The 26,361-nt window shown below is 71.8% G+C and carries 26 protein-coding genes; 16 read left to right on the plus strand and 10 right to left on the minus strand.

The window, feature by feature from the left end:
- Positions 1-139 precede the first annotated feature (139 nt).
- The 6 genes from H6726_02755 to H6726_02780 all read left to right on the plus strand — a co-directional run bounded on the left by H6726_02755 (position 140) and on the right by H6726_02780 (position 7,179).
- Positions 140-2,455 (plus strand): transglycosylase SLT domain-containing protein, encoded by a 2,316-nt coding sequence (locus H6726_02755; GenBank protein MCB9656544.1) that lies wholly within the window; start codon positions 140-142, stop codon positions 2,453-2,455.
- Between the two features lie 61 nt (positions 2,456-2,516).
- The gene (locus tag H6726_02760) at positions 2,517-3,143 is read left to right on the plus strand and encodes an AhpC/TSA family protein (protein MCB9656545.1); all 627 of its coding nucleotides are present in this window, start codon (positions 2,517-2,519) and stop codon (positions 3,141-3,143) included.
- A gap of 92 nt (positions 3,144-3,235) precedes the next feature.
- Positions 3,236-3,847, plus strand: coding sequence for a hypothetical protein (locus tag H6726_02765; protein MCB9656546.1), 612 nt, complete (start codon positions 3,236-3,238; stop codon positions 3,845-3,847).
- A gap of 185 nt (positions 3,848-4,032) precedes the next feature.
- Positions 4,033-5,514, plus strand: coding sequence for a hypothetical protein (locus tag H6726_02770; protein MCB9656547.1), 1,482 nt, complete (start codon positions 4,033-4,035; stop codon positions 5,512-5,514).
- Between the two features lie 106 nt (positions 5,515-5,620).
- The gene (locus H6726_02775) at positions 5,621-6,628 is read left to right on the plus strand and encodes a flippase-like domain-containing protein (protein ID MCB9656548.1); all 1,008 of its coding nucleotides are present in this window, start codon (positions 5,621-5,623) and stop codon (positions 6,626-6,628) included.
- The gene (locus H6726_02780) at positions 6,625-7,179 is read left to right on the plus strand and encodes a hypothetical protein (GenBank protein ID MCB9656549.1); all 555 of its coding nucleotides are present in this window, start codon (positions 6,625-6,627) and stop codon (positions 7,177-7,179) included. The genes H6726_02775 and H6726_02780 overlap by 4 nt, the downstream gene beginning before the upstream one ends.
- 18 nt (positions 7,180-7,197) lie before the next feature.
- On the opposite strand, the gene H6726_02785 is transcribed toward H6726_02780, so the two are convergent.
- Together H6726_02785 and H6726_02790 are read right to left on the minus strand one after the other, a co-directional pair.
- Entirely contained in the window at positions 7,198-7,590 is a 393-nt protein-coding gene (locus H6726_02785) for a PIN domain nuclease (GenBank protein MCB9656550.1), read from the minus strand.
- Positions 7,590-7,844 (minus strand): hypothetical protein, encoded by a 255-nt coding sequence (locus tag H6726_02790; GenBank protein ID MCB9656551.1) that lies wholly within the window; start codon positions 7,842-7,844, stop codon positions 7,590-7,592. The genes H6726_02785 and H6726_02790 overlap by 1 nt, the downstream gene beginning before the upstream one ends.
- Before the next feature lie 80 nt (positions 7,845-7,924).
- Here H6726_02790 and H6726_02795 point away from each other — a divergent pair, with 80 nt between their 5' ends.
- Positions 7,925-8,506: a DUF2760 domain-containing protein gene (locus H6726_02795; protein ID MCB9656552.1), complete on the plus strand. Its 582-nt coding sequence runs from the start codon at positions 7,925-7,927 to the stop codon at positions 8,504-8,506.
- Complete coding sequence (locus tag H6726_02800; protein ID MCB9656553.1) at positions 8,503-10,329, plus strand: Hsp70 family protein; 1,827 nt, start codon at positions 8,503-8,505, stop codon at positions 10,327-10,329. Before H6726_02795 ends, H6726_02800 begins: the two co-directional genes overlap by 4 nt.
- A 49-nt stretch (positions 10,330-10,378) precedes the next feature.
- Here H6726_02800 and H6726_02805 read toward each other — a convergent pair whose 3' ends face one another.
- Together H6726_02805 and H6726_02810 are read right to left on the minus strand one after the other, a co-directional pair.
- Positions 10,379-10,942 (minus strand): SMI1/KNR4 family protein, encoded by a 564-nt coding sequence (locus H6726_02805; GenBank protein MCB9656554.1) that lies wholly within the window; start codon positions 10,940-10,942, stop codon positions 10,379-10,381.
- Between the two features lie 115 nt (positions 10,943-11,057).
- Positions 11,058-12,065 carry an ADP-ribosylglycohydrolase family protein gene (locus H6726_02810; protein ID MCB9656555.1) on the minus strand — a complete coding sequence of 336 codons (1,008 nt, stop codon included), beginning with the start codon at positions 12,063-12,065 and terminating at the stop codon, positions 11,058-11,060.
- A gap of 143 nt (positions 12,066-12,208) precedes the next feature.
- On the opposite strand from H6726_02810, the gene H6726_02815 reads away from it, so the two are divergent.
- The 3 genes from H6726_02815 to H6726_02825 all read left to right on the plus strand — a co-directional run bounded on the left by H6726_02815 (position 12,209) and on the right by H6726_02825 (position 15,664).
- Positions 12,209-12,835: a hypothetical protein gene (locus tag H6726_02815; protein ID MCB9656556.1), complete on the plus strand. Its 627-nt coding sequence runs from the start codon at positions 12,209-12,211 to the stop codon at positions 12,833-12,835.
- Positions 12,836-12,903: 68 nt separating this feature from the next.
- Positions 12,904-13,935, plus strand: coding sequence for a hypothetical protein (locus H6726_02820; protein ID MCB9656557.1), 1,032 nt, complete (start codon positions 12,904-12,906; stop codon positions 13,933-13,935).
- A gap of 85 nt (positions 13,936-14,020) precedes the next feature.
- A complete protein-coding gene (locus H6726_02825) occupies positions 14,021-15,664 on the plus strand; it encodes a glycosyltransferase (GenBank protein ID MCB9656558.1) in 1,644 nt (547 codons plus the stop codon).
- 122 nt (positions 15,665-15,786) lie between these two features.
- Here H6726_02825 and H6726_02830 read toward each other — a convergent pair whose 3' ends face one another.
- Positions 15,787-16,356 (minus strand): hypothetical protein, encoded by a 570-nt coding sequence (locus H6726_02830; protein MCB9656559.1) that lies wholly within the window; start codon positions 16,354-16,356, stop codon positions 15,787-15,789.
- A gap of 157 nt (positions 16,357-16,513) precedes the next feature.
- Here H6726_02830 and H6726_02835 point away from each other — a divergent pair, with 157 nt between their 5' ends.
- The 3 genes from H6726_02835 to H6726_02845 all read left to right on the plus strand — a co-directional run bounded on the left by H6726_02835 (position 16,514) and on the right by H6726_02845 (position 19,868).
- Positions 16,514-16,846, plus strand: a complete 333-nt coding sequence (locus tag H6726_02835) for a helix-turn-helix transcriptional regulator (protein ID MCB9656560.1) — start codon at positions 16,514-16,516, stop codon at positions 16,844-16,846.
- A 40-nt stretch (positions 16,847-16,886) separates the two neighbouring features.
- Positions 16,887-17,864 carry a hypothetical protein gene (locus H6726_02840; protein ID MCB9656561.1) on the plus strand — a complete coding sequence of 326 codons (978 nt, stop codon included), beginning with the start codon at positions 16,887-16,889 and terminating at the stop codon, positions 17,862-17,864.
- A gap of 180 nt (positions 17,865-18,044) precedes the next feature.
- On the plus strand, positions 18,045-19,868 hold the full coding sequence (locus H6726_02845; GenBank protein MCB9656562.1) for a hypothetical protein: 1,824 nt from the start codon (positions 18,045-18,047) through the stop codon (positions 19,866-19,868).
- 71 nt (positions 19,869-19,939) lie between these two features.
- On the opposite strand, the gene H6726_02850 is transcribed toward H6726_02845, so the two are convergent.
- Complete coding sequence (locus tag H6726_02850) at positions 19,940-21,073, minus strand: immunity 26/phosphotriesterase HocA family protein (GenBank protein ID MCB9656563.1); 1,134 nt, start codon at positions 21,071-21,073, stop codon at positions 19,940-19,942.
- Between the two features lie 152 nt (positions 21,074-21,225).
- Here H6726_02850 and H6726_02855 point away from each other — a divergent pair, with 152 nt between their 5' ends.
- Positions 21,226-21,597, plus strand: coding sequence for a hypothetical protein (locus tag H6726_02855; GenBank protein MCB9656564.1), 372 nt, complete (start codon positions 21,226-21,228; stop codon positions 21,595-21,597).
- Between the two features lie 77 nt (positions 21,598-21,674).
- Here H6726_02855 and H6726_02860 read toward each other — a convergent pair whose 3' ends face one another.
- Positions 21,675-22,466 carry a hypothetical protein gene (locus H6726_02860; GenBank protein MCB9656565.1) on the minus strand — a complete coding sequence of 264 codons (792 nt, stop codon included), beginning with the start codon at positions 22,464-22,466 and terminating at the stop codon, positions 21,675-21,677.
- 170 nt (positions 22,467-22,636) lie between these two features.
- On the opposite strand from H6726_02860, the gene H6726_02865 reads away from it, so the two are divergent.
- Positions 22,637-23,047: a hypothetical protein gene (locus H6726_02865; GenBank protein ID MCB9656566.1), complete on the plus strand. Its 411-nt coding sequence runs from the start codon at positions 22,637-22,639 to the stop codon at positions 23,045-23,047.
- Positions 23,048-23,170: 123 nt separating this feature from the next.
- Here H6726_02865 and H6726_02870 read toward each other — a convergent pair whose 3' ends face one another.
- The 3 genes from H6726_02870 to H6726_02880 form a co-directional block, all read right to left on the minus strand.
- Positions 23,171-23,929 (minus strand): isoprenylcysteine carboxylmethyltransferase family protein, encoded by a 759-nt coding sequence (locus H6726_02870; protein MCB9656567.1) that lies wholly within the window; start codon positions 23,927-23,929, stop codon positions 23,171-23,173.
- Positions 23,930-23,975: 46 nt separating this feature from the next.
- A complete protein-coding gene (locus H6726_02875; protein ID MCB9656568.1) occupies positions 23,976-25,238 on the minus strand; it encodes a hypothetical protein in 1,263 nt (420 codons plus the stop codon).
- 161 nt (positions 25,239-25,399) lie between these two features.
- Positions 25,400-26,281: a class I SAM-dependent methyltransferase gene (locus H6726_02880; GenBank protein MCB9656569.1), complete on the minus strand. Its 882-nt coding sequence runs from the start codon at positions 26,279-26,281 to the stop codon at positions 25,400-25,402.
- Positions 26,282-26,361: the final 80 nt, after the last annotated feature.

Genomic DNA, 26,361 nt, shown 5'->3' on the forward strand with positions numbered 1-26,361 from the left:
AGAGAGCGAAGGAGGGACCTGCGCCGTTCTCGTGCGCTCGCCGGGGCGATTGCGTCGCCGCACGCATTTTTCCGCCTGCCGCCACGCGCTGCCGGTGCAGGAACATGGGCGGCGCGCCGAGACGTTGTAGGGTGAACTCATGCTCTGTTCTCCGCTGGTCGTCCGTCCGCACCGCGTCGCGCTCGCCGCGCTGAGCCTGGTGGCGGCGTGCGTGGGCGTCTCCGCGCAGGACGCCGACACGCCCTCGGCTCCGTCGACCGCGACTGGACGCCCCGTCTCGGCCCCGGCCGGGGCCGAGACGCCTGTGTTGCGTCCGCCCGTGGAGCCCTCCACCGACGAGGACACGCTGGCAAACCGGGTGCGCGCGCATCGGGACGCCGAGGCCCTCTCCATGCTGGACGCACTGCCGGTCGCGGAGCGCCCGCGCGGGGCGCGCTACCTGCGGGGCCGCCTGCTGGAGCGACTGGGGCGTCCCGATGATGCCGCCGCCGCGCTGGCCGACCTGAGCGACCTGCCGCCCGTGGCGCGCGACGACGCCCGCACCCGGCGCGCCAAGCTGTTGATTCGCGCGCGTCGCTGCCAGGAGGCGCTGCCGCTGCTCGAGGAGCTGGTGCAGGAGCCTGCCCACGGAGGCCTCGCGCGCTTCCAGCGGGCCGAGTGCGCGCTGCGCCTGGGTGACCACGCAGACGCCGTGCTGCGGCTCGACGCCGTGCTCGCCGAGGACGCCGGCCCGGTGGACCGCTTCGCGGCGTGGTCGCTGCGCGCCGACGTGGCCGTGGCGCTCGAGGACCGGGACGGCGCGCTCGAGGCGCTGCACCACGCCCTGCTCGAGCGCCCGGAGCACCGTCTGGCCCGCGCCGCCGCCCGACGCTTCACCGAGCTGGCTGGACACCCCCCGGTCTTCACGCCGGAAGAGGCGCTGGCCCGCGCCGAGCGGCTGCTGCGCAAGCGTCACCCGCGCGGCGCGCTCGACGCCCTCGACGGCGTGCCCGTGCCGAGCGAGGGGGAGCCTCGCGGGCGCTTCCTGCACACGCGCGGCATGGCGCTCTACGCCACCCGACACGACTACGCCGAGGCGGCCACCGTGCTCCGCGAAGCGGCCACTGCGGGCGGGCCCGAGGCCTTGGACGACGCCTTCCACGCCGCCCGCGCGCTGGCCCGCGCCGACCGTGACGCCGACGCGGTCGTGGCCTTCCGCGCGCTGGCCGCAGCGAACGGCGGAACGCGGCAGGCGGGACACGCACTGTACCTCGCCGCGTGGCTGGCGCTGCGTCACGACATGCCGGGCGCCGAGGCCGAGATGCGCGCGTTCGTCGAGCACCGCGACGCCCGTCGGGTGCCCGAGCTGCGCCGGGGCGCGCTGTTCCAGCTGGGGCTGAGCGCGTTCGAGGGGGGCCGCCACGCTGATGCGGCCGAGCTCTTCGCGCGCTACGCCGAAGGCGGCGGCGGCATCATGGAGGCGGGTCGGGGCCACTACTGGCGCGGACGGGCGCTCGAAGCGGGAGGCAACAGCGCAGCGGCGGCGCTGGCCTACGAGCGCGTGCGCCAAGAAGAGCCACTGCACTGGTACTCGCTGCTGGCCGAGGCGCACCTGAGCCAGCTCGGGCGACCCGTGAGCAGCCCGTTCGTCGGCGGTGGGCGCCCGCGCAGCGAGACGCCGCACACGCTGGCGTGGCCCAACGTGCCGGACGACGCCGTGTTCTTCGCCACGCTCGGCCTGACGGACGACGCGGCCGAGGTGGTGCAGGCGCGCGCCAACGCCATTCGCTCCAGCGCTCCACGCGGGCGGCGGGTGGAGTGGCTGGTGGCGGCGTATCGTGCCGTGGGCGCCACGTCCTCGGCCTTTCGCCTGGCCGCCCTCCAACACGACGAGCTGAGCCGCCCACCGGCGGACGACAACCGCTGGGCCTGGGAGGCCGCCTACCCCCGCCCCTACGCGGGCGAGGTCCGCCGCATCGCCGCCGAGCACGACCTGTCGCCCGCCTACGTGTGGGCCAGCATGCGGCAAGAGAGCGCCTACAACCCCAGCGTCACAAGCCACGCCGGGGCCGTGGGCCTGCTGCAGATGATGCCCGAAAACGCACGGCGGCGCGCGCGGGCGCTGGGCATCCGCTACCGCGCGGGCGTGCTGCTGGACCCGGTCGTGAACCTGCGCTTCGGCATCGACGAGATCCAACAGCACTACGCGCGCTACGAGCGCCAGATGCCGCTCAGCATCGCGGCCTACAACGCGGGACACGCCAAGGTGAGCGAGTGGCTGGCGCGCACCCCCGGCGAGGTCGACGTGGACCTGTTCGTCGAGCACATCCCCTTCGACGAGACGCGCAACTACGTGCGCCGGGTGACCAGCCACTACGCGCGCTACCGCTACCTGGAGGCGCCGCAGCAGCCATTCGTGCTGCCGCTGCGCGTGCGCGCCCCGCGCGAAGCGCCTGCGGACGGCACGGCCCACTGAGGTCCAGCGCTCCCGGACGACGACCTCGATCCGAACGCGGGGCTGGCTCGTAGTAGGGCTCATGTCGGCCACCAAGACCATCAGCTCCCGCCCAGCGCCCGCCTTCGACGCTCACGTCAGCCCGGGCGCAGCGCTCGCAGCTGCTCGCTGCCTCGACCTCGACGGCAACCCGGTGCGCCTCCGGGACGTGTTCGACGACCGTCCTACGGTGGTGACGTTGGTGCGGCAGTTCGGGTGCCTCTTCTGCCACGAGCTCGTCGCCGAGCTGATCGAGGGCGCCGACGCGATCACGCGCGCGGGGGGCCACCAGGTGATCGTGGGCTCGGGCAGCGTGAACCAGGCGCGGAAGTTCGCCGAGCACAAGGGCCTGCCGCGCCCCGACGTCACGCTGCTCACCGACCCCGAGCGCGCCAGCTACGACGCGGCGCTGGTACGCCGCAGCTGGATCGCCACCTTCCTGCATCCCAGCGCGTGGAGCGCGTACGCGCGCGCACGGCACGACGGGCACGCGATCACCGGGTCCTTCGGCGACGTCCCTCAGCTCGGCGGCATCTTCGTGGTGCGTCCGCCCGCCACGCTGGTCTTCGAGCACCGCTCACGCTTCGCGGGGGACAACCCGAGCCTCGACGAAGTAGTCGCCGCCGTCGCACGGCGGCACAGCTGGATGGACGAGCTGACGGTCGCCTGACCAACGCCCAGCCTCGAGGACGGGTTGCGCCCGAGGCGGCCCGTGATACCCAGGTCGTTGCCACGATGTACGTGGGTGTAAGGAGGTAGGTGATGAGAAGAGTTCTCTTCGGACTGGCGCTGGGCGCCGCGCTCATGGGTGCCGGCTGCGGCAACACAGCGACAGCCATGCGACCTGCCACGGCAGGAACCGACGCGCACGTAGTAGAGGGTCAAGCCGTGGTCGTGTTCGTGCGCCACTCGCGCTTGGGCAAGAAGGTGTCGTTCCCCATCGTGACGGAGGCCGGCGAGTTCGTGGCCATCCTGCGCGGCAAGATGCACGCGAGCGTGACCGTGCCCGCCGGCCATCACCGCTTCGTGGTGCTGGCCGAGAACGCCGAGGTGGTCGAGGTGGACGCCGAGCCGGGTCGCGTGTACGTGGTCGAGACGCGCCCGCGCATGGGCTGGGGCAAGGCGCGCGTCACAGTCGAAGGCGTGCAGCGCGGCACCGAGCGCTTCGTCGAGGCCCCGGCGTGGATCGCCGATACCCCGGGCTTCGTCCCCGACGCGGCCGCGGGCGCGGCGTGGGTGGCAGCGCACCGAGAGAACATCATGGAGCGCGTGGCACAGGGCCTCACCGAGTGGGGCAACGGCGACGAGGCGTACCGCGCCGCGCGCACGCTGCGAGTAGGGGACGGGTACCTGCCAGCCGAGGTGAGCTGGTAGTCGGGCAGAGCGGAGGCGAGAAGGCGGTGGACTCGGAGACGTGATTGCAGAGTCCGCCGGTGCTCCTCACGAAGGGTGAGCGCGCGCTCGGGGAGCGTCGGTGACTCGCTCGCGGCCGAGCAGGACTTGCTGGGAGCCCCTTCGTCGAGGATGCTCGCTGCGTGCGAGAGACGCGCGGATATCGAGTGTGCCGGACATCTCGCGCGACGTTGATCGCGCTCACGTTGGTCGCGGGCTGCGGCGCGCCAGGTCGACTCCGAACGGAGGCAGCAGCTGCCGAGGCGACGTCCTCCGCTGGCGCTGGGGAGGCCGAGCGCGCCGACGAGCTCTGGCAGGAGCTGCACACCGCATTTCGATTCCGAGGAGGTGAGGCTGCGCTCGCCCTCGTAGCGCCGGGAACGCTGGGTTGGCTGGGCGAGCTACGTTCGCTGGCGCTCGATGCCACACCCGCAGAGCTCGCCCCGCTCGATCGCACGACGCGTCTCCGCACCTACTTGCTCCGCGCGTTGGTCGGCGAACGGCTCAACGCCCTCGACACGGGGGCGCTCTTCGCGACGCTGATAGCCGAGGACTGGCCTGACGCACTGCCCGGACTGCATGTCGACATGACATGGCAGGCGGACGCCACGGGTGGACTGACAGGAGGTGACCCCGCCTCCACGATTCGCTTGGTGCACACGGACAGAGGGCTCTTGTTCGACGGAGCCTCGCTGGCTCACTACCTCTTCCCGGACGAAGTCGGCGAGGCAACCATGCTCGATGACATCGCTGGCGCCGTGAGCATCGACTGCACGACCCTGCACGCGCCAGTCCGGATCGGTGCGCCACGCCACGATCCATGGCTCGCGCTCGGGCGTCACTTGGCCGCCCTCACGGCACGAGACCCTGCCAACGTCCGCGCCACGGTGTCGACAGACACGATCGCCGCGCTCGAGTCGATCCGCATCGACGCTCTCGACGACGTGGGCGCTCCGCGACTGCTGACATGGCGCGTCCGCCAAGCGCTGCCATCGGGGTTCCTGGCATCCGCGACGGCGGAGACACTGCTCGAGCGCATCGTGCGTGACGGCCTCGTCCAGCCGTTGCTCAGCGGACCCGCGACGCGAGTGATGTGCCCTGACGAGCGCACGACGTACTTCGTGACCGTCGACCCAGAGACCGACATCGCGCTCCCCCTCCACATCGCAAGGCACGAGGCAGGACGCTGGGGCTTCGACTGGACCTTTGCTCTCGAAGATGTGCCGCTGCACGTCCCCCGCTCGATCGACCACCTCGGGGACCAGGCACTCGTCGCCGCGTGGCCCTATCTCTTCACGACGGCCTGGTCGGAAGCGCTCCGACTTCCCCTCCGTGAGATCCCAGCGATTGCGGCCGACCCACCACTCTCGGAGATGGTGACGCGTCGCCTCCAAGGCGACATCGACCGGGCCGTGGAGCGGTGTCGCGCGCGGCACCTGAGCGAGTACCCGCAGCTTGCCGGACGCATCGACCTCCGCGCGACGGTCGGCGACGGTGCGCTACGCGATGTGGCGTTGACACACATCGACCTTCACGTCGCGAGCGCACGACAGTGCCTGGTCGATGCCGTCAGCGCGTTGCCCACACCGGAGCTGGTCGCGGGGACCCGGCTGAACCTGCCGGTGGTGTTGCGGCCGACCACTCCTTGAGCGCCGCTGGACGGCCTGAGCGCTGGAGCGCGAGCGACGTGATCCCGCGCGGCAGGGTTAGGTCGCTTTCTTGCTACATGCACCTACATCGACGTACCTAGGGGACATGGCGCGCACGCTGAAGCTGCTGTTCTCGGTCTCCTTGCTGCTCGGGATGCTCGTGTGGATCGCCACGCACGACGGGCTCACCCAGACCCTCGCGGCCCTCGAGCGCGTTACGACACCGTGGCTGCTGGCGGGCGTCGGGGTGCAGCTGCTGGCCGTGCTGGCGGGCGTGGCGCGCTGGCGCACGTTGCTCGCGTCGCAGCAGGTCGCGCTGGGTGCGGGGTTCCTCACGCGGCACTACCTCATCGGGCGCTTCGTGGGCGTGTTCACGCCGTCCACCTTGGGCCTCGACGGCTACCGCGTGGTCGCGACCTCGCGTGAGACGGGGCGCACCGCCGCCGGGGCGCGGGCGGTGCTGATCGAGAAGGGCCTGTCCTTCGCGTCGCTGGCCGCCACCAGCTTCGCGCTCCTGCCGCTGGGCGCCGCGCGCTTCTACGGACCGGCGGGGTTGCTGGCCTCGCTGGGGCTCGGCCTCGGCGCGCTCGCGGGCCTCTACGCCATGCACCGCCCTGCATGGCTGCGCGCGATCGCACGGCGTAGTCCCCCGCGCCTGCGCGGTCCGCTCGAGAAGCTGGTGGGCGCCCTCTCGGCGGACCGCATCACGACGCCGCAGCTGCTCGGCGCATGTGGCCTGGGCGCGGTGACGCAGCTGTGCGGCGCGGCGACGTTCGTGTGCACGGGGCTCGCGCTGCACGTGGGGGCCTCGCCCGTGGAGCTGCTGGTGGTCGGCCACGCCATCGTGCTGGCCATGCTGCTGCCCGTGAGCGTCGCGGGTGCGGGCCTGCGCGAGGGCACGGCGGTGGCCATGCTGGGCCTCGTCGGTGTGCCCATGAGCGACGCGCTCCTGGTGGGCGTGCTGGGCTTCGTGGTGACGCAGCCGGCGGCCGTCCTCGGCGGCGCGCTCCAGGTGCTCGAGGGCGCGCGCGAGCGGCAGGCAAAGGGGGCGGCACAGCCAGCGACCCCACACGCGCAGCCGGGGCTCGGCATGGGTGTACTCTCCCGCGGATGAGCTACGTCTTCGACCCCGAGGAGCTGCAGGGCATCGTGCAGCGCCACGTGCACCTGCCCATCGAGGAGAACGTCCGCGCGCTGATCGACGACCTGGTCGCGCACTACGGACCGAAGGCCATCGACGACAACGGCATCTGGGTGTTCTCGAACGCCGGCAACATCATGGGCACCATGACGCTGCTGCACGCGTCGCTGAAGGAGTACCTGCTCATCTTCGGCACGCCGCACGGCAGCGAAGGGCACAGCGGGCGCCACCGCTGCGACCTCTGGGACATCGTCATGCAGGGCGAGCTGAGCACCTACCAGGAGCACGAGCTGCGCGCGCGCGTGCTACGTCCGGGGGACATGTCGCACTTGCCGCGCGGACGGAGCAACGGCTCGCGCATGGGGCCCGAGGGCTCGTTCATGCTCGAGTATTGCCGCGGGCCCATCCCCACCATGCTGCCCTTCGGCCTGCTGGACAGCTTCGCCAGCACGCTCGACTTCCACGGCATCCGCACGACGTTCAAGGTCTACACGCGCTGCACGCTGAAGGCGCTGCTGCCGTAGACAGCGCGGGACCGTCGCTCAGGCGCCAACCCCCGACACCACGACACTGGGCGCCACCGCATCGCGCACGGACCAGATGTCGTCGAGGTCCGCTGTGTACACCACGTCACCCCGCGTCGCTGCCGACACGACGACCGCAGCGTCGACGATGGATGGACGCTTGTGAGTGAGTAGCGCCAGCGCTTGGCCGACGCGCCGGGCGCTGGCGTCCGTGAGCGCTTCCACGTGAACAACGTCGAGGAGCCGGGCGGCCGGACCACGCTGCCCCCGCCACCACTCCGCGACGACCACGGCGGGCACGGTGATGGGAACGTTCCGCGCCAACGCGGCACGCCACACCGCCGCCATGCGCCGATTCCCACGCTCCAACGCCACGAGCGCGCCCGTATCCATCGTGAGGCCGCCCGACATCAGAGGACGCCCAACGTGCGCAGCTCGTCCTCGCCCGCCTGCAGCTCCTCTGCGCGCAGCGGCTCGTCGAGGAGCTCCGCGAGCAGCGCATCGAAGGCCGCCAGCCGCACCGCGCGGCTCTCCTCCGCCGCCTGAGCCTCGCGCACCAGAGCGGTGAGCACCGCGCTGACAGAGCCGCCCTCCGCCACCCTCTCTTGCACCCACTGGAGCGCATCCGGGGGCATCGACACCGAGAACTTCTGTGCGTGAGTCATGAGACCCATGGTACGACTCGGTCATACCGGGTCAAGGGCCACCCTGCCCTTCGTCGAGCACGCGTGCTACCCCTGCGCGCGTGACCAAGACCGATACCCCCTCGTTCCTGACGCGCCTGTGGCTGGCGCTGGTGGCCCCCTTCCGCCTGCTGTTCGACGCGCGCTTCGCGGCCGCCGTGGTGAGCGCCCAGAACCCCGCGCTGCCCGCGCCCGCCCCGCGCGCCCCCGAGCCCGCACCCGCGCCCGAGCCGCCAGCTCCGCGCGTGTCCCTTGCGGACGCCGCGCCCGACGCCGCGCTGCAGCTGCTGGGGCTGTTCCAGCGCGAGGGGCGCTTCGTGGACTTCTTGATGGAGGACGTCAGCGCCTTCTCGGACGCGGACATCGGCGCCGCGGCGCGCGTGGTGCACGACGGCTGCAAGCGCGCGGTGGACGCGCACTTCACGGTGGGGCCCGTGCGCACCGAAGAAGAGGGAAGCGACGTGGCGATCGCGGCGGGCTACGACGCGCACGCGCTGCGCCTGACGGGCAACGTGGTGGGTGACGGCCCATATCGCGGGACGCTCGCGCACCGCGGCTGGCGCGTGACCGAGGTGCGGCTGCCCAAGCTGGTCGAAGGACACGACGCGCGCGTGCTGGCGCCGGCCGAGGTGGAGCTCGCATGAGCCCGCGCTTCGCCGTCGGGATCGACCTCGGCACCACGCACTCGGCCCTCTCGTACATCGACCTCGGACGCCCGCCCGCGCCGACGCAGCAGCCCCTGCTGCAGGTGCCGCAGACGGTGGCCGCAGGCGAGGTGGACGGCCGCGCGCTCTTGCCCTCGTGCCTGTACCTGCCGCTCGCGGGGGAGCTCCCTGCGGGCAGCCTGGCGCTGCCCTGGGACCGCACGCCGACCGCGCTGGTGGGCACGCTCGCGCGTGAGCTGGGCGCCGCGACCCCGCTGCGCCTGGTGGCCAGCGCCAAGAGCTGGCTGGGGCACAGCGGCGTTGACAGGCGCGCCGCGCTGCTGCCCACCGAGGCCCCGGACGACGTGCAGAAGGTGTCGCCCGTGGACGCCTCGGCGCGCTACCTCGCGCACCTGCGTGCGGCCTGGGATCACGCGCACGCGGGTGCTCCGCTCGCGCAGCAGCACGTCACGCTGACGGTGCCCGCGTCTTTCGACCCCGCCGCGCGCGAGCTGACCCTCGAGGCCGCGCGCGCGGCCGGGCTTCCACACGTGACGCTGCTGGAGGAGCCGCAGGCCGCGCTCTACGGCTGGCTGGAGCGCCGCCCGGACTGGCGCGATGAGCTCGCGCTGGGCGAGGTCATCCTGGTGGTGGACGTGGGCGGCGGCACCACGGACTTCTCGCTCATCGCGGTGTTGGAGCGCGACGGAGCCCTGGCCCTCGAGCGCGTCGCGGTGGGTGACCACATCCTGCTCGGCGGGGACAACATGGACCTGACGCTGGCCTACGTGGTGAAGGCCAAGCTGGAGGCCACCGGCGCCGCGCTCGACGCGTGGCAGCTGCGCGCGCTGACGCACGCGTGCCGCGCTGCGAAAGAGCTGCTGCTCTCGGACGACGCGCCCGCCGCTGTGCCCGTGGTGGTGCCCAGCCGGGGCAGCAAGCTGGTGGGCGCCTCGCTGCGCACGGAGCTGACGCGCGAAGAGGCCCTGGCCGCGCTGGTGGAGGGCTTCCTGCCCGTGAGCGCGAGCCATGACGCGCCCGCGACCCGCCCGCGCAGTGCGCTCACGCAGCTGGGGCTGCCCTACGCGCAGGACGCGGCCATCACGCGGCACCTCGGCGCGTTCCTCACGCGCCAGGCCAACGCGGGGGCCGAGCTGCCCATCTACCGTCACCCGGGCGCGAGCTTCCTGCACCCGACGGCCGTGCTCCTGAACGGCGGCGTGCTCAAGGCCGGGCCCGTGGCGCGGCGCCTGATGGACACGCTCAACGGCTGGATCACGGCCGAGGGCGGCGAGCCGGCCCGCGTGCTGGGCGGGGCCGACCTGGACCACGCCGTGGCCCGTGGTGCGGCCTATCACGCGCACGCCAAGCACGCGGACCCGTCGCGCGTGCGCATCCGCGGCGGGCTCGCGCAGAGCCTCTACGTGGGCGTCGAGGTGACCGCCATGGCCGTGCCGGGCATGGCCCCCGAGCTGCACGCGCTGTGCATCGCGCCGCACGGGCTGCAAGAGGGCGAGGCCCCCGAGCGCCCGCCCCAGCAGCTGGGCCTCGTGGTGGGCGAGCCGGTGCGCTTCCGCTGCTTCGCGTCCAGCACGCGCCACGACGACGCGGTGGGCAGCGTGATCACGCACGTGCGCGAGCCCGAGCTGGTGGAGCTGGGCGCCATCGAGCTGACCCTCCCCGCGGCCGGGCATCGCCCAGGGGACGTGGTGGCCGTGCAGCTGCAAGCACAGCTGACCGAGCTGGGCGCGCTCGAGCTGTGGGCGCACCCGGTCGGCAAGGGCGAGCCGTTCGTGGTGTCGTGGCAGGTGCGCGACCTGTAGGGAACCGAGACCCAGGTGAGCACGACCTCGACCCCGCGGCCGCAGCTCTTCAGAAGATGCAGAGGAACTCTGCGGGGTCGTTCTGTATGGCGGCGAGCGACCTCGGGAGCAGCTCCGCAAGCGAGTCCGCGACGTACTCGATGCGGTCCGGGTCATGCACGTACCGGATGATCTGGCCGGGCACTCCGCTCCCGAGCGGCTGATGGTCGACGAGCAGCACGGCGTGGTCGCTCTCTGCCGCGAACGGGAGCCAGCCGGGCGAGAACCAACCCACGCCGACGCGGGGGTCCCGGGGAGCCGTGCATGCTGGCGCCCGATCGTACTGTGGCGCACGGTGCTTGAAGCAGTCTCGCTCGTCGAGCGCCTGCTCCACAGAGAGGAGCGCGTAGCCACAGAGGTACTTTCCGTCGTGGAACACGGGCGCGTCGTCCGAGCCGTTCGCGACGTCCCAGAGCGCGCGCAGCTGCGGGTGAAGGGTGGTGCCCATCACCTTCTCCACCTTCGCGATGGCCTTCGCGCCAACCTTGCGGCGTAGGCGGAGCGTGTGCGGGCTCTCGGCACCGTGGTCGCGATAGATCACCTTCAGAGCGCTCAGGTAGTCGGTGACGTTCATGGCAGCTCGGCGTGCAGTCTACCGAGCACGAAGTCTCTCGGTACAGCGAGAGGTGCTGGCCTTCGACGCCGACCCGAACGAACGGGCGCGCTGGTCGACGAACGGCCCACCGCTCCTACCAAGGCAGCAGCCGCAAGAAGCCATGCGCGAGGATCACGGGGTAGAGCATGAGGTTCCGAGCGAGCGCGTACATCCACGACCAACGCGGCGGCGGTCCCCCAGCCACCACCGCCGCAGCCAGGCGTTCGAGGTGCGTCGGACCGAAGGGGCCGTCTTGAATGCGCCGCACGAGCGGCAGCGGGAGGGCTGCGGCACCATGCAGCGCGCCGAGCCACCCACCCACGATCGCAGCGTGTGAGTCCGTGTCCCCGCCGGCCCGAATGCAGGCGTCGATGCCGCTCATGGGGTCCTCCCCGAAGCGCAGGAAGACGTAGGTGCATAGGCCGACGGTGTGGAAGATGAAGCCGGTGGTGCCCAGCTGCGCTGCCGCGTCGTCCAGGGGCTCTCGTGCGCTGCGAACGGCGGTGTCGATGGCGTCGAGGATCGCAGGGTCCCGGACCACCTCGCGCGCAGCCGAGACCAACGCCGCGCGGGTCCGGGCCTCGGGAGATGCGCACAGCGCGCTCAGCTCGCTGACGTAGAGCGCGCCTTCGACCGCGCGCTCGTCCGTGTGCGTGACCGTCGCCAGCGCTCGCCCCAGGCGGCGTCGCCGGGCCGCGTCGTCCACGAGCATCACGCCCAGCGCGCCCGCACGCATCGCGGCGCCGTTCCCTGCCGAGCGTACCCCGGGCCTGCGCAGACCGATCGCCATGCGCAGGCAGGCGCGCAGCGTCGCGCCCCCGATGCCAAAGGGCAGCCGCGCGAACCACCCGACCATGGACCGCCGAAACCGCGAGACGGTGGCCGCGTCTTCACCGCCAGACGCGAGGAGCGCCTGCGCGAGCAGCACCATCTGTTCGGTGTCGTCGGAGACGACGCCCGTCCGCCCGAAGAGGCGGTGTCGGTCCGGACCCGGATAGCGGCGGCGGATGCGACGGGGCGAGAGCCCCTCGAACGGGAGCCCGAGGGCGTCACCGAGGGCCACGCCGAAGAGCGCTCCGAGCACACGGTCGTGTCTGTCCATGGTGTGGCCCACTGCCAGGTCCGTGCCAGCGCGACGCCACGCAGATCTGCGGTGCGGGTCTGGGCGCTCGCAGATCGGGGGTGTCGAACTGACACGAGCGCGTGCGTCCGAGGGACAGATTGGCGACACTGACCGCTGCTGACATGCAGGCGGACGGACACCAGCAAGGGAGCCTCGATGACGACCACCCGCTCGTCGCCACGTGCGCGTGCGCGTCCATGTCCGGGCTCCGCCGGCCCGTGCTGCGGAAGCGCCTCGCCGTCGCCGTACTGATGGGAGCGGGGTGCATGCTCGGCACGTGGAGTCCCCCGTCCACCGCGGCGGCTCACGGGTTCGACGTCGATCTTCGTCGCGGCACCACCATCGCGGTCGCCGGTACCATCTCCGGCATGGCCAACCTAGACGGTTCTGGGGCGTCCGCCGGGGCGCGTCTGGACGTCAGTCGGTTCTTCGGGGATGGGCGCTCACGCTTCGAAGGGCGTTGGTTCCTGAGCGTCGGCGTGTTCGCTGCGGGGCTGCTCGCCGACCAGTTCGTCGGAGGCTGGGTCCCCGAGGGGGGTGTCTCCCTGCGCACCGGCTACGGTGCCCTCTTCGTGGAGGCGGCGTGTGGCATCGTTGGGGAAGACCCGTCCGCCGTGGCGTCGTTTCGGGCTCGCCTAGGCGTGGGCTACATGAACGTCGCGACGTTTGCTGCGGGCGTGTTCTGGCTGGACCGTACGTTGCGCGTCGAGGCCGCCGTGTCTCTCGGGTTCGGGGCTCGCGTGCGCTGACGAGGCAGGCGGCTCTCGGCTGCGTTTGGCCATCGCGCCGTCTGCCGTGCTTGTGCTACCGTCCCGGCATGTGTCTAGGAGGGAAGCCATGGTTCTCACTCATCGTGTGCGTGCTGGGGCTGGGCAGCGCACTCGTGGCCGCGTCGCTGGGTCTCGCCCAGCCCGCGTCGCCCGAGCCAGCTGCGCCGGCGCCCAGCCCCGCGCCCGCGATCGAAGGCGCGCCTGCGCCCATGCCGACGGCAGCCCCCACGGTCGCGCAGCTGCCCTCCGGGCCGCCCGCGCGCAGCACCGTCCGGCTCGTGAGCGCGGGGGCCGAGCCGCGCGCCGAGCTGCGCTACGCGGCGGCCATCGGTACGCGCGAGGCGGTGATGGTGACCACGCGCAGCAGCACGGACCTCGAGATGGGCTTCGGCGTGCAGGTCACGCGCCTGCCCGCGACGCGCGTCATCGTGGAGATGGGGCCCGTGGGCGACGCGGGCGCCGGCCGCCTGATGGTCGCCTTCCACTTCACCGCGCTCGAGGTGGTGCCCACCGAGGGCGTCAGCCCCGACGTGGTGGCGCGCCTGCAGCGCGAGTTCAGCCCCATCGTGGGTCTCCAGGGCTATCAGCTCATCGACCGACAGGGGCTGGGCACGGCCGTGGACATCGTCATCCCGCCGGGGACGCCCACCGCGCTGGCCGAGCAGATCCAGGCGCTGCGCCGCAACCTGCACGACCTCTTCGCGCCGTTCCCGGCCGAGCCCGTGGGGCTGGGCGCCGTGTGGGAGGTCCGCACCCAGGTCGAGACCAACCACATCCTGGCCGAGCAGGTGACCACCTACACGCTCACCGCGCGCGCAGGCGAGGAGATCTCGCTGGGTGTGACGCTCACGCAGACGGCTCCGGGGCAAGACCTGCCGGCGCCGCAGCCCGGCGTGCGCGCGCGCCTCGACAGCCTGCAGGCCACCGGGACCGGGTCCATGGACCTGAAGCTCAGCCACCTCACGCCCACCACGCACTTGCTCACGCGCGCGCTCGTGCACTCGACCGTCGCCACGGGCGGCTTCGCGCAGCGGGTGCGCATGGGCATGGACCTGGACGTCTCGTTCGGGCTGCCCTGATGAGGCGCGAGTCGATTCCCCGAAACGAGCCGCGCCGCGCGGCAAGCGCGATGGACTGCGCCCATGATGTGCTAGGCTCTGCTCAATGCACTCACTGCTACTGCCCGAAGCGGGCAGCCCCGGCCAGGTGGAGCAGCGCGCGCTGCGTGTGGCAGCGCGACGGCTCCTCGCCGTGACCGGCACACCAGGTGTGGTCGCCGCCCAGAAGTGGTTCTCCGCCGCGCTACGCACCGACAGCTCCGGCGCGCTCGCCATCCTGGCCACCCCCGAGGTGCTGGAGGCGTTGCTCGGCGAAGCGGTGCCCGAGGCGGTGACTCTGCGACGCCCCGAACCGAGGCCTGGCGTCCGCCTCGATGCCCCTTGGCCGTCGCTCGCGGCGCACGTGCTACGAGTGGGCCCTGGCCCTGGCCTGGGGGTCGCGGCCAGCGGCTCGCCGGAAGATCTCACGGCCGCAGCCGTGATCGCGCGCGTCAGGCTGGTGCACGCGGCGACACCCCTCGCGGTGGCGCACGCACGATGCCGCATGGGAGAGAGCATGGACGTTGGTGCGGCCCTCGGCCACTGCACCGCGCTGGCGGTCGTCGCGCAGATCAAGGGAGAGGAGAGCGAGAGGGCAGCCGCGGCGTTCGCCGACCTCGCGCGCGGAGCCGAGCCAACGCCCGCCGGAGAGGCTCACTGGCGGGCCATTCAGGCAGCGGTAGGCGTGGACAGACGCCGACGCCTGGTGTGCTTCGACCTGGACTTCGACGACTTCGTCTACTCGGAGGCGGTCGCGCGTTCGTTGGTGGCTCGCGCGGCGGCAGCCGGATGGGCGGTGGACTGGGTGCGTCCGCATCCAGCGGACGTGCGCCGCCTCGAGGCTGAGCTAGGCGAGATGCCTAGGGTGAGCTTCGAAGGAACGGAGTGGTGGCTGCGAGACGTCGCGGACGTGCGACCACTGGCGAAGCTGGTCGATGGCGCCGACGCGCTGTTCGCCAACGTCAACGCACCCGAGTTTGCGTGGCTCGCCAGCGTTGCGCCCGACGTGCCTTGGGTGATGTGGGCACGGCACCTCGCCACTCAGCTCTGGGAACAGAATCACCCGCCGGTCCACGTCGCGCGCCTACATGCGTGGCTCATGTCGCTACCGTTCGAGTTCGGGATGGACCGCTACACACCGCACGTCCATGCCCAGTTCTGGCCGATGGAGCTGGACAGGCTCGACCACGACCGCACCGCCATTTCTGGCAGGGTGTTCACGGGCGGGGACAGCGCACGGGACACCGACACGCTCTTCGCGGCGCTGGACGGTCTGCCGCTCGAACTCGTGATGGTGACGTCTCGGCCCGAGGAGCCGCGCCCGAACGTGGTCTTCCCTGGTCGCCTCTCGCTCATCGACTTTTGCCGGGCGATCGGAGAGTCCGAGATCGTCGTGCTCCCCTTGGTGGGAATGACGCGCTCCGTGGGGCTAACCGTGCTCGCGCTCGCGATGCTGATGGGGCGAGCCATCGTCTCCACAGAGACTCACTGCATCCGCCATCATGTCGTTCACGACAAAGAGGCGCTGTTGGTCCCCGAGGGCGACGTGACGGCCCTCCGCGCAGCGCTCCTCGACCTGCATGGTGACGCGGACAAGCGACACCGACTGGGCCGCGCCGCAAAAGCGCGCGCCTACCGAGACTTCGACGTGCGCGAGCTCGCCAATGCCATGTTCGCAACGCTCGAGAACGAACTGGCCGCCTCGAGCTGAAGTTCACGGTGCCCCGTCGGACGTTCCCCATACGATGGCGACGTTCTCACGCCGTACGGCCAAGCGAGGCGACCGACGCGAGCCGCTGACCGAGGGTGTGGCAGCGCTCAGGGAGCGCAGCGTCAGTACGGGCGCCGCGAGCCGACGTTCCCGGCCGGGCGGTAGCGGCAGACCCAGATCTCGCCGAGGCCACCGGTGAAGCCGGCGATGCCATCGCAGGTGGCGACGCCGCAGCCGATGGTCATGCTCTCGCGCCAGACGATCTGCGTGTAGTGCCCGCACACCCCGGAGCAGGTGCCCGAGCCGTAGTCGTAGTCCTCCGCTTCCTCGGCCCAGCCCTCCACCACGTCGGTGCCCGTCTGCCAGCCTGGTGGCGCGTTGACCGAGAGGTTCTCGCCCGTGTTGGGCCCGCGGTTGCTGTCGTGCTGGAAGTTGCACCGCTCGGCGTAGGCCTGCGCCTCCGCGGCGAGCGTGTCGTCCCACGTGACGGGCTCGAGCGCCGGCGAGGGCGAGGGCGACGCGGTGACGCGGATGCGGTTGTGGTCGATGACCATGTTGGCGAGCCGCGTGTCGACGCCATCGACGACGTCACCGGGGATGACGCGGGGACCATCCGAGCCGCAGGCGGCGAGGCAGAGGAGTGCGAACGAGATCGAACCGCGTAGAGCGGCGCTGAGACGTGTCCAACGCATGGACCGATCGTACCGTAGCGGCGCCGCGGAATCCCGGGCCGCGAGCGACTCCGGAAAGAACGATGCACAACCCGACCGGAACATTGCTGAGCTGACGGTCGAGTTGTGCAGCAGACATCCCGGTGACCCCAGTCCCAGCCCCTGGTACGCTCGCCGCGTGACCCGCCGCAGCCAACCGCACGATGCACCGCCGCACACGGGGGTTCGCGTGTCGACGCGAGACGTCGATGGCGTGGAGCTGGTGTTCCTCGACGTCCCTGCGCCGTCGCGACGAGGCGCCGTGCTGGACGCGCTGACCACCGCGGAGCGCGAGGTGGCGGAGTTGGTGCTCGACGGGTGCTCCAACGCCGAGGTCGCGGACCGGCGCGGCACGTCGGCGCGCACCGTCGCGAACCAACTGGCGCAGATCTACCGCACGCTGGAGGTGAGCAGCCGCGCGGAGCTGTGCGCGCTGCTCTCGGAGCGCTCGTCGTGGCCGGAGGACGCGTGAACCTCGGCGATCCCTGGCTGCCTCGACGTGGAGGCCGCGCATGGCGCGCCTAGCCCATCACGACGTCGCGGTGGCGGCCTGGGAGCTGAACAGCGACCGCGCGACGTGGCTGCGCGACCTGCTCGGGATCGCGTCTGCGGTCGCCGGCGTCCACGATGGCCTCGCCTGGTCGGCGGAGCTCCAGGACGGCCCGCCCAAGCTCGCCAACATCGAGGGGGCGCCCGGGCTCGCGGCTTGGCTCACCGTCGACCACGCCGGGCGCACGTCCGAAGACGCCATCCGCGGCGCGTACTTCGAGACCCCCATCGTGACGACGATGCGCAGCGCCTTCAGCGCCATCTGCGGCGAGGTGCCGGCCCCTATCCGCGACGAGTTGGCCAGCCGCGAGCTGCGGGACGTGCTGTTGGTGGCGCCCCGAGCGGGTGACGAGGTCGCGACGCTGGGTCTCCCTCTGTCGATCCACGGCCCGGCCGAGTGGGACGACCCCGCGCGCCTGGCCGAGCGCTGGGCCGGGGTGGCGCTCCACATGCGGCACGCCCTGCGCGTCCGACACGCCCTCGCGCGCTTGGACTCCATGGACGCCATGGACGCCATGGACAAGGGCGGCGCGGTGCTGGCCGACTTCGACGCGCGAGGGCGCGGCAGCTTCGCCGTCCCCGCCATGCGGAAGGAGCTGCGCGAGCGGGCAACCCAAGCCCAACGGACGCCCACCCGGACCGCGCTCTGGACTGACCTCGTGATCGGGCGCTGCTCCATCGTCGGGTACCGCACGCGCGCCGGGGCGATGCGCTTCATCGCGGTGGCGAACCCCGACGGCGCACGTGGGCTGCGCGCGCTGTCCGCCGTCGAGCGCCGCACCATCGAGCGGCTCGCGGCGGGCGACAGCCAGAAGGCGGTCGCGCTGGACCTCGGCATCCGGGAGACGTCGGTCTCCAACATCGCGCGTCGCGCACGCGCGAAGCTCGGCCTGGTGGACCCATCGCACCTGGCCGCCGTGTGGGCCGCGACGCGCCGCTGACACGCCTCCACGACGCGCGTCGCCCTCACTCGCGTCGCGCCGCCCCTCACGCCGAGCGTCGCGTCGCGCCCGTCAGGAGACAGGGCGCAACGAAGGCGGACGTCCGTGTCTGCGGACACACGCGCCGCGGGAAGAGAATTGACCATGGAGCCCAACGCGGGCGGTGCGCAGGGTGATGGCATGCACGAACCTTCACAACGCACTCCCTCCGCCCACGGCGTCCTCCGCTCGTGCGCGACCTCTTACCTCTCACTCGCGCTGCTCGCGTCGCTCGCGCTGTCCCCGCTCGGGCTCGGCTGCGGGGGCAGCAGCGCAGGAGGTGACCCCGACGCGAGCGTCGACATGGGCGGTGACATGGGCATCCCGAACCCCGACCAGGGCATGGCCTGCCCGACGGGGACGCAGGACGCGGACGGCAACGGCACCTGCGAGCCCGACTGCGCGAGCATCGCGTGCGAGCACGGCACCTGCACCGAGAGCGCCGCGACCGGCCTCGCCGTCTGCACGTGCGGCGCCGGCTTCACGGGCGACGCGTGCGACACGCTGGTGCGCCCCGCGGCCAGCGCCGCGGACTTTTGGATCGACGCGGCCGAGGCGAGCTCGCTCTCCTATCACTCCGGCCGCTTCGTGAGCGGGTGGACGGACCTCTCGTCGTCCGGGATCGAGGGCGCCAGCGCGGACCAGGCGAGCGCCCCCCAGCGCGTGGACGGCGCGCAGAACGAGCTGCCCGTCATCCGCTTCGACGGTGTCGACGACGCGATCGCGTTCCCGGGCGTCGCAGCGTTCAGCCAGGCCACCGCGTCGTACACGGCGTTCCTCGTGGTGAGGGCGTCACCCGACGTGAACGGACAGATCTTCTTCGGGGAGGGCGCGGCGTTCAGTGAGGTGGAGCTCACGGCCTCCGAGGGCGAGGCAGACCAGCTCACGTACACCCACGCCCCCGCGGATGCGTTCATGGAGGTCGAGGTCGAGGCCGACGCGCGCCAGTACGGAGACGCGTCCGGTTGGACCAACGACGCCTTCCACCTCGTCACCATCCAGCGCACGCGCGAGAGCCTCGTCATCTGGATCGATGGCAACCACATGCTGGCCAAGTTCGACGTGTTCTCGGAGTTCGCGGAGCAGATCCTCACGGAGGCGCTGACCCTGACCTTCTCCCCGAGCGGGGACCCGATCGCGATGGACCTGGGCGAGATGATCGTCGTCTCGAGCGCGCTGCACTACGGTGAGCGCAAGCCCTTCGAGGACTACCTGGCGGCCAAGTGGTTCGGGGCGGCGTTCGCGCGGACGCCCAGCGCGTTCGGCGAGACCACGGTGTGGCTCGACGCGAGCGCAGGGGACGACGTGATCGTGGCTGGCGGCGGCGTGACGACGTGGGTGAACCACGGCATCGACGGCGGCGCGTTCGGCAACGGCGCGTTCGCGGACGCCCGCCCAGCCTATGAGGCCACTGGCCTGAACGGGAGGGCCACGGTGCGCTTCGACGGTGGGGACGCGCTGGTGCAGAACGACGTGCGGGCCGAGGTCGGCGCCATCCGCGGCGAGTACACCATCATCGTCGTGGTCGACCCGCCCACGACGGGCAGCACGCAGATGATCTACCGAGCGATCAACGCGGCGGACGACGACCCCGCGTTCCGCCTGGACATCCTCCCCACGGTGCCCAGTCTGCAGTACCAGCACGTGGACTGGAGCGACCCGCTGACGTTCGACACGTTCGCGCCCGCCATCGACGTGTCGGCGCCGCACGTGGTGCTGGTCGAGCGCCGTGAGAGCGGCCAGTTCTCGATCCGGGTGGACGGAACGACGAGCTCGTTCGCGGGAACGGACGCGCTCGACTACACGCAGTCGAACTTTCACTGGTCCTTGGGCGGCGAGGAGATCCAGGCGCCCGGCCCCGGGCTCGTGGGCGCGGTCTCGGAGTTCATCGTGATGAACAACCGCCTGAACGCGGCCGAGGAGGAGGCGCTGATCGGGGCGCTCCGGGAGAAGTGGGGGCTCTGAGCGCACGCGGGTGAGGCGCACGCCGAGGGGACGTGCGTCTCGCCCGTGGACCCGGGCGCGCGCCGGCGGGATCAACCGCGCGGCGCGCGCTCTCGTTTGGCTCCCAGGCGGCGCAGGTACTCCTCCGGCGCGATGCCCCCGGCCCACTCGGCGAAGGCCGCATATTGATCGGGTCCTTCGTACCCGACGGCACGCAGCACCTCCTGGCGACACGCCCCCCGTGCGGCCCCGTAGGGTGGGGCCGCACGGCACTCCACGATGCGCTGCCGACTGCGCTCGGCAGACAGGAGGCCCACTCCCGTGCCGAAGTCGCGCAAGCCCTCGCGTCCCGGCCCTCGAAGGAGCGGGCAGAGCCCAAAGGACACCTGCACGTCGCGGGTGCCGCGGACGATCGCGTGGGAGAGCGGGAAGTCCACCTCGTGCGCCTCGAGCGGACGGTGCCCGACGATGGGGAGCTCTCCGAAGAAGAGCTGGTTGTCCATCACGTACTCGGCCTCGAGCATCAGTGTCGCCGCGAGCGCGTCGAGCGCCGGTTCGTCGGTCGTATGCTCCTCGCCATACAGGCGCACCACGAGCGGCTTCGTCATCAAGCGACTCATGACATGCTCGTCCGCGAGGACGCCCCACTTGCGGAGCGCGAGCACCTCGGCGACGACCCGACCGAACGCGTAGTGCGCATATCCGACGCGCACACGGAAGAAGTCTCCGGGGCGATAGCGCAGGCGCTGTCGGGGAGCGCTGGCCGCAGCCTCGAGCTCACCTCGGTAGGCGGGCGTGAGCCGACGGTCGTGCTCGTCCAGCCAGCCGCGGAGCGCCTCGAGCGACCGCACCTGCTCGAACCCGAAGAGCGGCACACCGCGCGCGTTGCGCGTGTTCAGGAGCGCGACGTGCGGCGGCCGGTCGTCATCGCCGAACGTGACCTGGAACCAGTGGCCGTTCGCGCGCTCGGCGACCAAGAGCAGGCTCGCGGTGAGCTTCTTCTCCTTCCCGCGGCCGGTGCGTGGCAGCACGAACCGGCGCTCACGCGTGGGGAGCTGGGTGTCCACCTCGAGGTAGCCACGCGCGTCCGCCTTGCAGTACTTCCGCAGGACGTCCCCCTCGAAGTACACGGTCACGCCGTCGACGTCGACGCGATCCCAGTCGGGGATCACCGGCTGCAGGCCGAGGTTGTGGCGGTCGCGGGCGCTGAGCTCGAAGGGCTCCATGGCCCGGGGGAGAATAGACGTCACACCGCACGTGGTCACGCGTCGGGCGGCTGGAGAGCGCGGGGCGCGTCGCGAGACCGCAGCACGCGACCCGCGGGGGACGCGTCGAACCCCGAGCACGGAGAGGCGCGATGGCTCTACGATGGCGGCGCATGTCCCAGTCAGAAAGCGAGTCCGGTGCTGCGTCCGACGCGCGCGCGCTGCTGCGCGTGAAGGTGCTGCACACGGCCATCTGGGTCGTCCTGGCTGGAGCCATCGTGGCGCTCCCCGTGGTGGCGCTGGTTGGGCTCTACACGTGGGGCTTCGCCATCGTGGGGTTGGTGTTGCTCGAGACGCTCGTGCTCCTGGTCAACCGCTGGCGCTGCCCGCTGACGTTGGTGGCCGAGCGCTACACCACGGATCGGAGCGCGAACTTCGACATCTTCCTGCCGGAGCGGTTGGCCCGCTGGAACAAGGAGATCTTCGGGACGCTGTTCCTGGTGGGCGTCGTCACCCTCGTGCTGCGCTGGCGCGGCGCAATGTGAGGCGGCGTCGACACGGCGCAGGGCCAACTCCATCCCGCGGAGCCCGCTGAACGTCCATGGGCGCTTCTCGCGGACGGCTACAGAGCGGGCGCGCTGACGACCTGTGTCGACGCGACAGCCGAGAGGCGTCCCCGCGCGTCTACGAAGAGGACGTCCACGTGGGCATCCGCGGCGATCACGTTGCCCGGGAGGCTCGGGGAGCAGCGACCCGCTCGCGCGCCGAACGAGAAGCTGGTCTGGCCGCGCGCTTCGACCTCGACGCCGAAGCCGTAGGCGCGTGGAGCCTGCCCAGCGGCTGGCGTGTAGCGGACGATGATGCCGCGCACACCTGACGGAGGCGCGCGGCGCAGCTGGATCGAGTTGTAGGCCTGTGTCCGAGAGGGCCGGCCAGACGGCGCCCCGCCGACTGTAGTGAAGTCATGGAACGCCACGACAGGGGCGCTGGGCGCGCTCAGCGTCCCGCGTGCGCGGGGTCCGAAGACGAACGCGCGCCGTTCCGCCCCGAGGACGACCGTGGCGCGCCCGCGCAGGCCCTCGGCCGGCCGCAGCAAGGCCCAGCCCGGTGCCAGTCCGACCCACGTCATCGTCGCGGAGCCGTTGGCACGCTCCACCGTGTAGGGCGGTGCCGCCAGCTCGCCCAGCCCACCCCCTCGCGCGGCGTCACCGCTGGCGGTGGTCGGCACGAGGAGCACCCCACCATCCTCTGGCACGGACGAGCCCCCGCGCACAGCAAAGCCGAACGTGTAGTGGCGCACCGTGGCGCAGCCCCCCGCACGCGCGTGCCCCTGCGGTCCGAGCACCGCTCCACTGAAAGCCGCGAGGGCGATCCACGTGGCCCCCCACGTCGCGAGGTGTGTTCTCTTGTGCATGTGCCGACTCCAGGCCCACCGGACAGGATCGCCTCAGCGTCTCACGTCGTCTGCGCACGAGCCACCCCGTGACCAGCCGGCTACCGGAATCTTTCCGGGACGCGGTGGTCCCCCGGCGCGGACATGCTGTCGTCCGGCGCGCTTCGCGCCCAACGTCAGGAGTCCGGAGAATGTTGAAGCGAATGATGCTCGTGGGAGCGCTCCTCGGGAGCATGGTGCTGGGTGCTCACTTGTCGGACGCGGTACAGGCACAGCCCTCCGCTCCTGCGGGCGAGGTGGTCTGGTACCGCATCGTCAACCAGGGACGCAGCGCGGGCACCATGGCACGCTGGGCCCGCGTGGGTGAGGGCGCCGCGGCGACGTTCCCGTTCCTCGACAACTTCGAGGTCGACATTCGGCCAGCGGACGATGTCGTGAACGCGACGGTGCGCGACGGGCAGACGCAGTTCGTGACGAGCGTGTCGTGCACGCGACCGAACGCGCCGCACCGGGTCGCGGTCGCGACGAACCGTATTGGCGACAACCTGCCGGTCATCTCGCTCGCGCTGCAGTGCAGCGCCACCGAGCCGTCGGTCCGCTGACCGAGAACGGCGGACGGGCGCCACGCATACGCGCGACGCCCGCGGGCCGTCTGCTTGATCCTCTCGCCCCATGGGCGCGCGGAGCGAGCCCTTCCCGGCGCGCGACCAGGCGCAGCCGATGGGTCAGTCCGTCTGGGCTGCAGGCGTCAGCGTCTGGGCGCGCGGCGAACCGAAGCGCGGAACGAACTTCGGCGTGCGCTGCTGATACTGCGCGTACGCCTCGCCCAGCTCGCGGCGCAGCGCGCGCTCTTCGAAGTGCACGCCGATGACGATGTAGAGCGTCATGCCGGCGGAAAGCACGGCGTGACCGACCGTGAGGTCCGGGGCCGCCCACAGCCCCACCATCAGGGCCGTCATCATCGGGTGCCGGCAGTGGCGGTAGAGCACCGGCGTCACGAACCCCTTGGCGGAGAAGCTGCGTTTGCGCCACGCAGCGAACGCCTGCTTGAGCCCGAACAGGTCGAAGTGGTCGATGAGGAAGGAGGCCACGGGCACACCCACCCAACCCAGCGCGTTCAGCCCGTAGAGGGCCACCCGGAGCGCCGGGGTCTCCACGTGCCAGACGAGGCCCGGGACGGGCTGCCACCCCGCGTAGAGCACGACCAGCGCGAGCGCCGAGGCGAGGACGTAGGTGGAGCGCTCGAGGTGCGCCGGCAGCACGCGGGTGATGCGCCGCTTGAACGAGTCGCGCGCCATCACGGAGTGCTGCACACCGAAGAGCAGGATGAGCCCGACGTCGACGAGCACCGACGAGAAGGCACCCCCTGGCTGCCCGGAGTCGACCGTGAATGGCACGAGCAGGTCGTTGGCGAAGAAGGCGAGGTAGCCGAAGCTGGCGAGGAACGCGACGTAGGCGAAGACGCTGTAGAGAAAACCGAACATGACAATGGCTCCTGAAACGTGAGAGGTGAGGGAGGCGGCTACCCGTTCAGCGGGCAGCGTGACGCGCGGGACGACGGGGACGCGCCACACGGACACCGGGTGGCGTCGTGAACGCGGGCAGCGCAGCGGCCGAGGGCAGCGCGCCGACAAGGGGGGCGCTCGCAGGGTTGGCCCAAGGGACACCGAAGAACCCGGAGCGCACCAGCTCGGGGTCGAACGCCGCAGGGAGGGCCTGCGCATCGAAGCCCAACGCCACCACGGCGCTGCCGGCGTCCATGCTGAGCTGCGCGCTCGCCGCGTGGCCCCGCAGCGCGTTGTCGACGACATCGAACGTGAAGGTGCGCAGGACGTGCCGGTCCGTGCCCGTCCCGGTGCGCAGCTCACAGGTCCACGTCCCGTTGGCCGACGTGTCCGGGCTGGTGATGGTCGTCTCGGAGCCCTGCACCCAGAAGGGCAGGTCGTACACGGTGAGGATGTACTCCTGGTAGGTGAGCGTCTCACCGGCGCCCTCGTGCAGCTCGCCGTCCGCGGTGCGCACGCGGTTGCGGATCTCCTGCGCGTCGTTGCGCGTGCCCGGCCCAGAGACCCGGAACGCCTGGAAAGGGCCCTCGCCCACGCGGCAGCGCAGGTCGGCGCGCAGGCGCTCGTTCGTGTCGCGCGCGTCCCACCACGCGAACTGCACAGCACTGTTGGTCACCACGGGCTCGCCGCCGCCACCCACGCTGCGTCCGAAGTCCGCCTGGCGCGCCACGGCCGCGCCCAGGGCGCTGTCCAGGCGTAGCGCGCGCTGCTCCACGTGCTGGGGGCGACCGCGGCTGTCGTTGCCCACCCAGCTCCAGGACTGCAGCACCGGGAACGACGCTTGGTACAGCACCGTCGTCGCGTCCGTGGTGCGGTGCACGTGCGTCGCGCGCACCTCGACGGGCTGCGCAGGGTCCACCGAGGTCGCGACCAGGCGCTCGGAATTGCAGCGGGTCATCGGCTGGCGGCCACGCGTCTCCACGCGGCAGGAGAAGCGCGCCAGCTCCGCGCCGCGCTGCGAGACGCTGACCGAGAGGTCGCCGCCCGCGCCGTTCATGACGCGCGCAGCGAACTCGAACTCCACCAGGCCCACGGGCGAGCCCCCCCGTGTCTCCTGGTTGGGGATGGTGCGAAAGTGGAAGTGCGACCCGAAGTCGATGGCGGGGCCCATGGCCTGAGCGGCGGCGTGCTGCGCGCCGAAGGGCACGGAGCACAGGGCGAGCGCGAGGACGGCGCGGAGGGTGCGGAGGACAAGGACAGGCGAGCGAGGGGCGTTGATGCGGGACATGGCGTTTCTCCTGAGCGAGGGCGCGTCGGTCACGAACAGCCGTGAGGGCGCGCGGTGAGTCATCCGAGGGTGCTGGGGCTCCGTGGAAGCCCCCGTGTGAACGAGCGTGGTTTCTGGGTGCGTGGGCCGTGCGTTGGTCGGGCGCGCCCGGTGGGAGTGGGTCAGGCGCGGCGGGCGTGGATGGCCCAGGCGCTCGAGCCCATGCGGACCCCGAGCCCGGGCCGCCACGAACCCGCCACCGCCGCGGCGAGCTCGTCCTCGATGACGGGGCGCATGCGCTCCCCGAGCGCGCCCGCCTCGCGAATCACCTCACCTGCGGGTCCGAGCGCCATCATCATCGAGAGGGCCTCGGCCACCGTCGCCCCCATGGGCATCTCGGCGTCACTGCGCTCGAAGCGGATGTCGACGAAGCCGGCCGCCTCCAGCTGGGCGCGCACGACCGCCTCGTCGCTCATGGAGAGCGGACCTGGGCCGCAGGTCTGGGCCTCCTCGCCGGGGGCGGGCAGGTAGCGGCGAGCGACCTGCTTCGCGAGGTACAGCCAGGCGTTGTCCTCCAGGCGGCGCCAGGTGATCATCATCAGTCGGCCGCCTGGGCGCAGCTGGGCGTGGAGGTTGCGCAGCGCGGCGACGGGCGATCCGAAGAACATCGTGCCGAAGCGGGAGAAGATCAGGTCGAAGGGCACTCCGAAGCGCTGCACCTGCGCGTCACCGATCGCGAAGCGCAGCTGACCGAGGCCCTGCGCCTGCGCCTGTGCCTGGCCGCGCGCCATGAACGTCGGCATGCAGTCCTGAGCGATGACCTGCCCCGTGGGGCCGACGGCCCGCGCGAGGGCGAGGCTGGTGTCCGCCCAGCCGCAGCCCACGTCCAGCACGACCTGCCCCGGCTGCGGGCCGTGCTCGGCCAGGACGCGGTCGCTGTGAGCGCACGCCCCCTCGACGAGCACCTCGCGATGGCGCTCGAACTTGGGGGCGATGACGCTGCTCCAGCAGTCGATGAAGGCGGCGTTGGGGGGCGGGCTGACAATCTCGGTGGTGAGGTCCATGGGGGACTCCTTTCACCGAGAACGTGCCGAGCCACCGTGTGAGCCAGCGTGAGAGCGGGCGTGGATTCCGCCCCCCACGG

The sequence above is a fragment of the Sandaracinaceae bacterium genome (assembly GCA_020633055.1).
Lineage (GTDB): Bacteria > Myxococcota_A > Polyangia > Polyangiales > Houyiibacteriaceae > JADJJE01.

Coding starts and splice junctions, on each gene's coding strand:
- H6726_02755 (MCB9656544.1), top strand. CDS start 140: ATGCTCTGTTCTCCGCTGGTCGTCCGTCCGCACCGCGTCGCGCTCGCC.
- H6726_02760 (MCB9656545.1), top strand. CDS start 2,517: ATGTCGGCCACCAAGACCATCAGCTCCCGCCCAGCGCCCGCCTTCGAC.
- H6726_02765 (MCB9656546.1), top strand. CDS start 3,236: ATGAGAAGAGTTCTCTTCGGACTGGCGCTGGGCGCCGCGCTCATGGGT.
- H6726_02775 (MCB9656548.1), top strand. CDS start 5,621: ATGGCGCGCACGCTGAAGCTGCTGTTCTCGGTCTCCTTGCTGCTCGGG.
- H6726_02780 (MCB9656549.1), top strand. CDS start 6,625: ATGAGCTACGTCTTCGACCCCGAGGAGCTGCAGGGCATCGTGCAGCGC.
- H6726_02785 (MCB9656550.1), bottom strand. CDS start 7,590: ATGTCGGGCGGCCTCACGATGGATACGGGCGCGCTCGTGGCGTTGGAG.
- H6726_02790 (MCB9656551.1), bottom strand. CDS start 7,844: ATGACTCACGCACAGAAGTTCTCGGTGTCGATGCCCCCGGATGCGCTC.
- H6726_02800 (MCB9656553.1), top strand. CDS start 8,503: ATGAGCCCGCGCTTCGCCGTCGGGATCGACCTCGGCACCACGCACTCG.
- H6726_02805 (MCB9656554.1), bottom strand. CDS start 10,942: ATGAACGTCACCGACTACCTGAGCGCTCTGAAGGTGATCTATCGCGAC.
- H6726_02810 (MCB9656555.1), bottom strand. CDS start 12,065: ATGGACAGACACGACCGTGTGCTCGGAGCGCTCTTCGGCGTGGCCCTC.
- H6726_02815 (MCB9656556.1), top strand. CDS start 12,209: ATGCAGGCGGACGGACACCAGCAAGGGAGCCTCGATGACGACCACCCG.
- H6726_02820 (MCB9656557.1), top strand. CDS start 12,904: ATGTGTCTAGGAGGGAAGCCATGGTTCTCACTCATCGTGTGCGTGCTG.
- H6726_02825 (MCB9656558.1), top strand. CDS start 14,021: ATGCACTCACTGCTACTGCCCGAAGCGGGCAGCCCCGGCCAGGTGGAG.
- H6726_02830 (MCB9656559.1), bottom strand. CDS start 16,356: ATGCGTTGGACACGTCTCAGCGCCGCTCTACGCGGTTCGATCTCGTTC.
- H6726_02840 (MCB9656561.1), top strand. CDS start 16,887: ATGGCGCGCCTAGCCCATCACGACGTCGCGGTGGCGGCCTGGGAGCTG.
- H6726_02845 (MCB9656562.1), top strand. CDS start 18,045: ATGCACGAACCTTCACAACGCACTCCCTCCGCCCACGGCGTCCTCCGC.
- H6726_02850 (MCB9656563.1), bottom strand. CDS start 21,073: ATGGAGCCCTTCGAGCTCAGCGCCCGCGACCGCCACAACCTCGGCCTG.
- H6726_02855 (MCB9656564.1), top strand. CDS start 21,226: ATGTCCCAGTCAGAAAGCGAGTCCGGTGCTGCGTCCGACGCGCGCGCG.
- H6726_02860 (MCB9656565.1), bottom strand. CDS start 22,466: ATGCACAAGAGAACACACCTCGCGACGTGGGGGGCCACGTGGATCGCC.
- H6726_02865 (MCB9656566.1), top strand. CDS start 22,637: ATGTTGAAGCGAATGATGCTCGTGGGAGCGCTCCTCGGGAGCATGGTG.
- H6726_02870 (MCB9656567.1), bottom strand. CDS start 23,929: ATGTTCGGTTTTCTCTACAGCGTCTTCGCCTACGTCGCGTTCCTCGCC.
- H6726_02875 (MCB9656568.1), bottom strand. CDS start 25,238: ATGTCCCGCATCAACGCCCCTCGCTCGCCTGTCCTTGTCCTCCGCACC.
- H6726_02880 (MCB9656569.1), bottom strand. CDS start 26,281: ATGGACCTCACCACCGAGATTGTCAGCCCGCCCCCCAACGCCGCCTTC.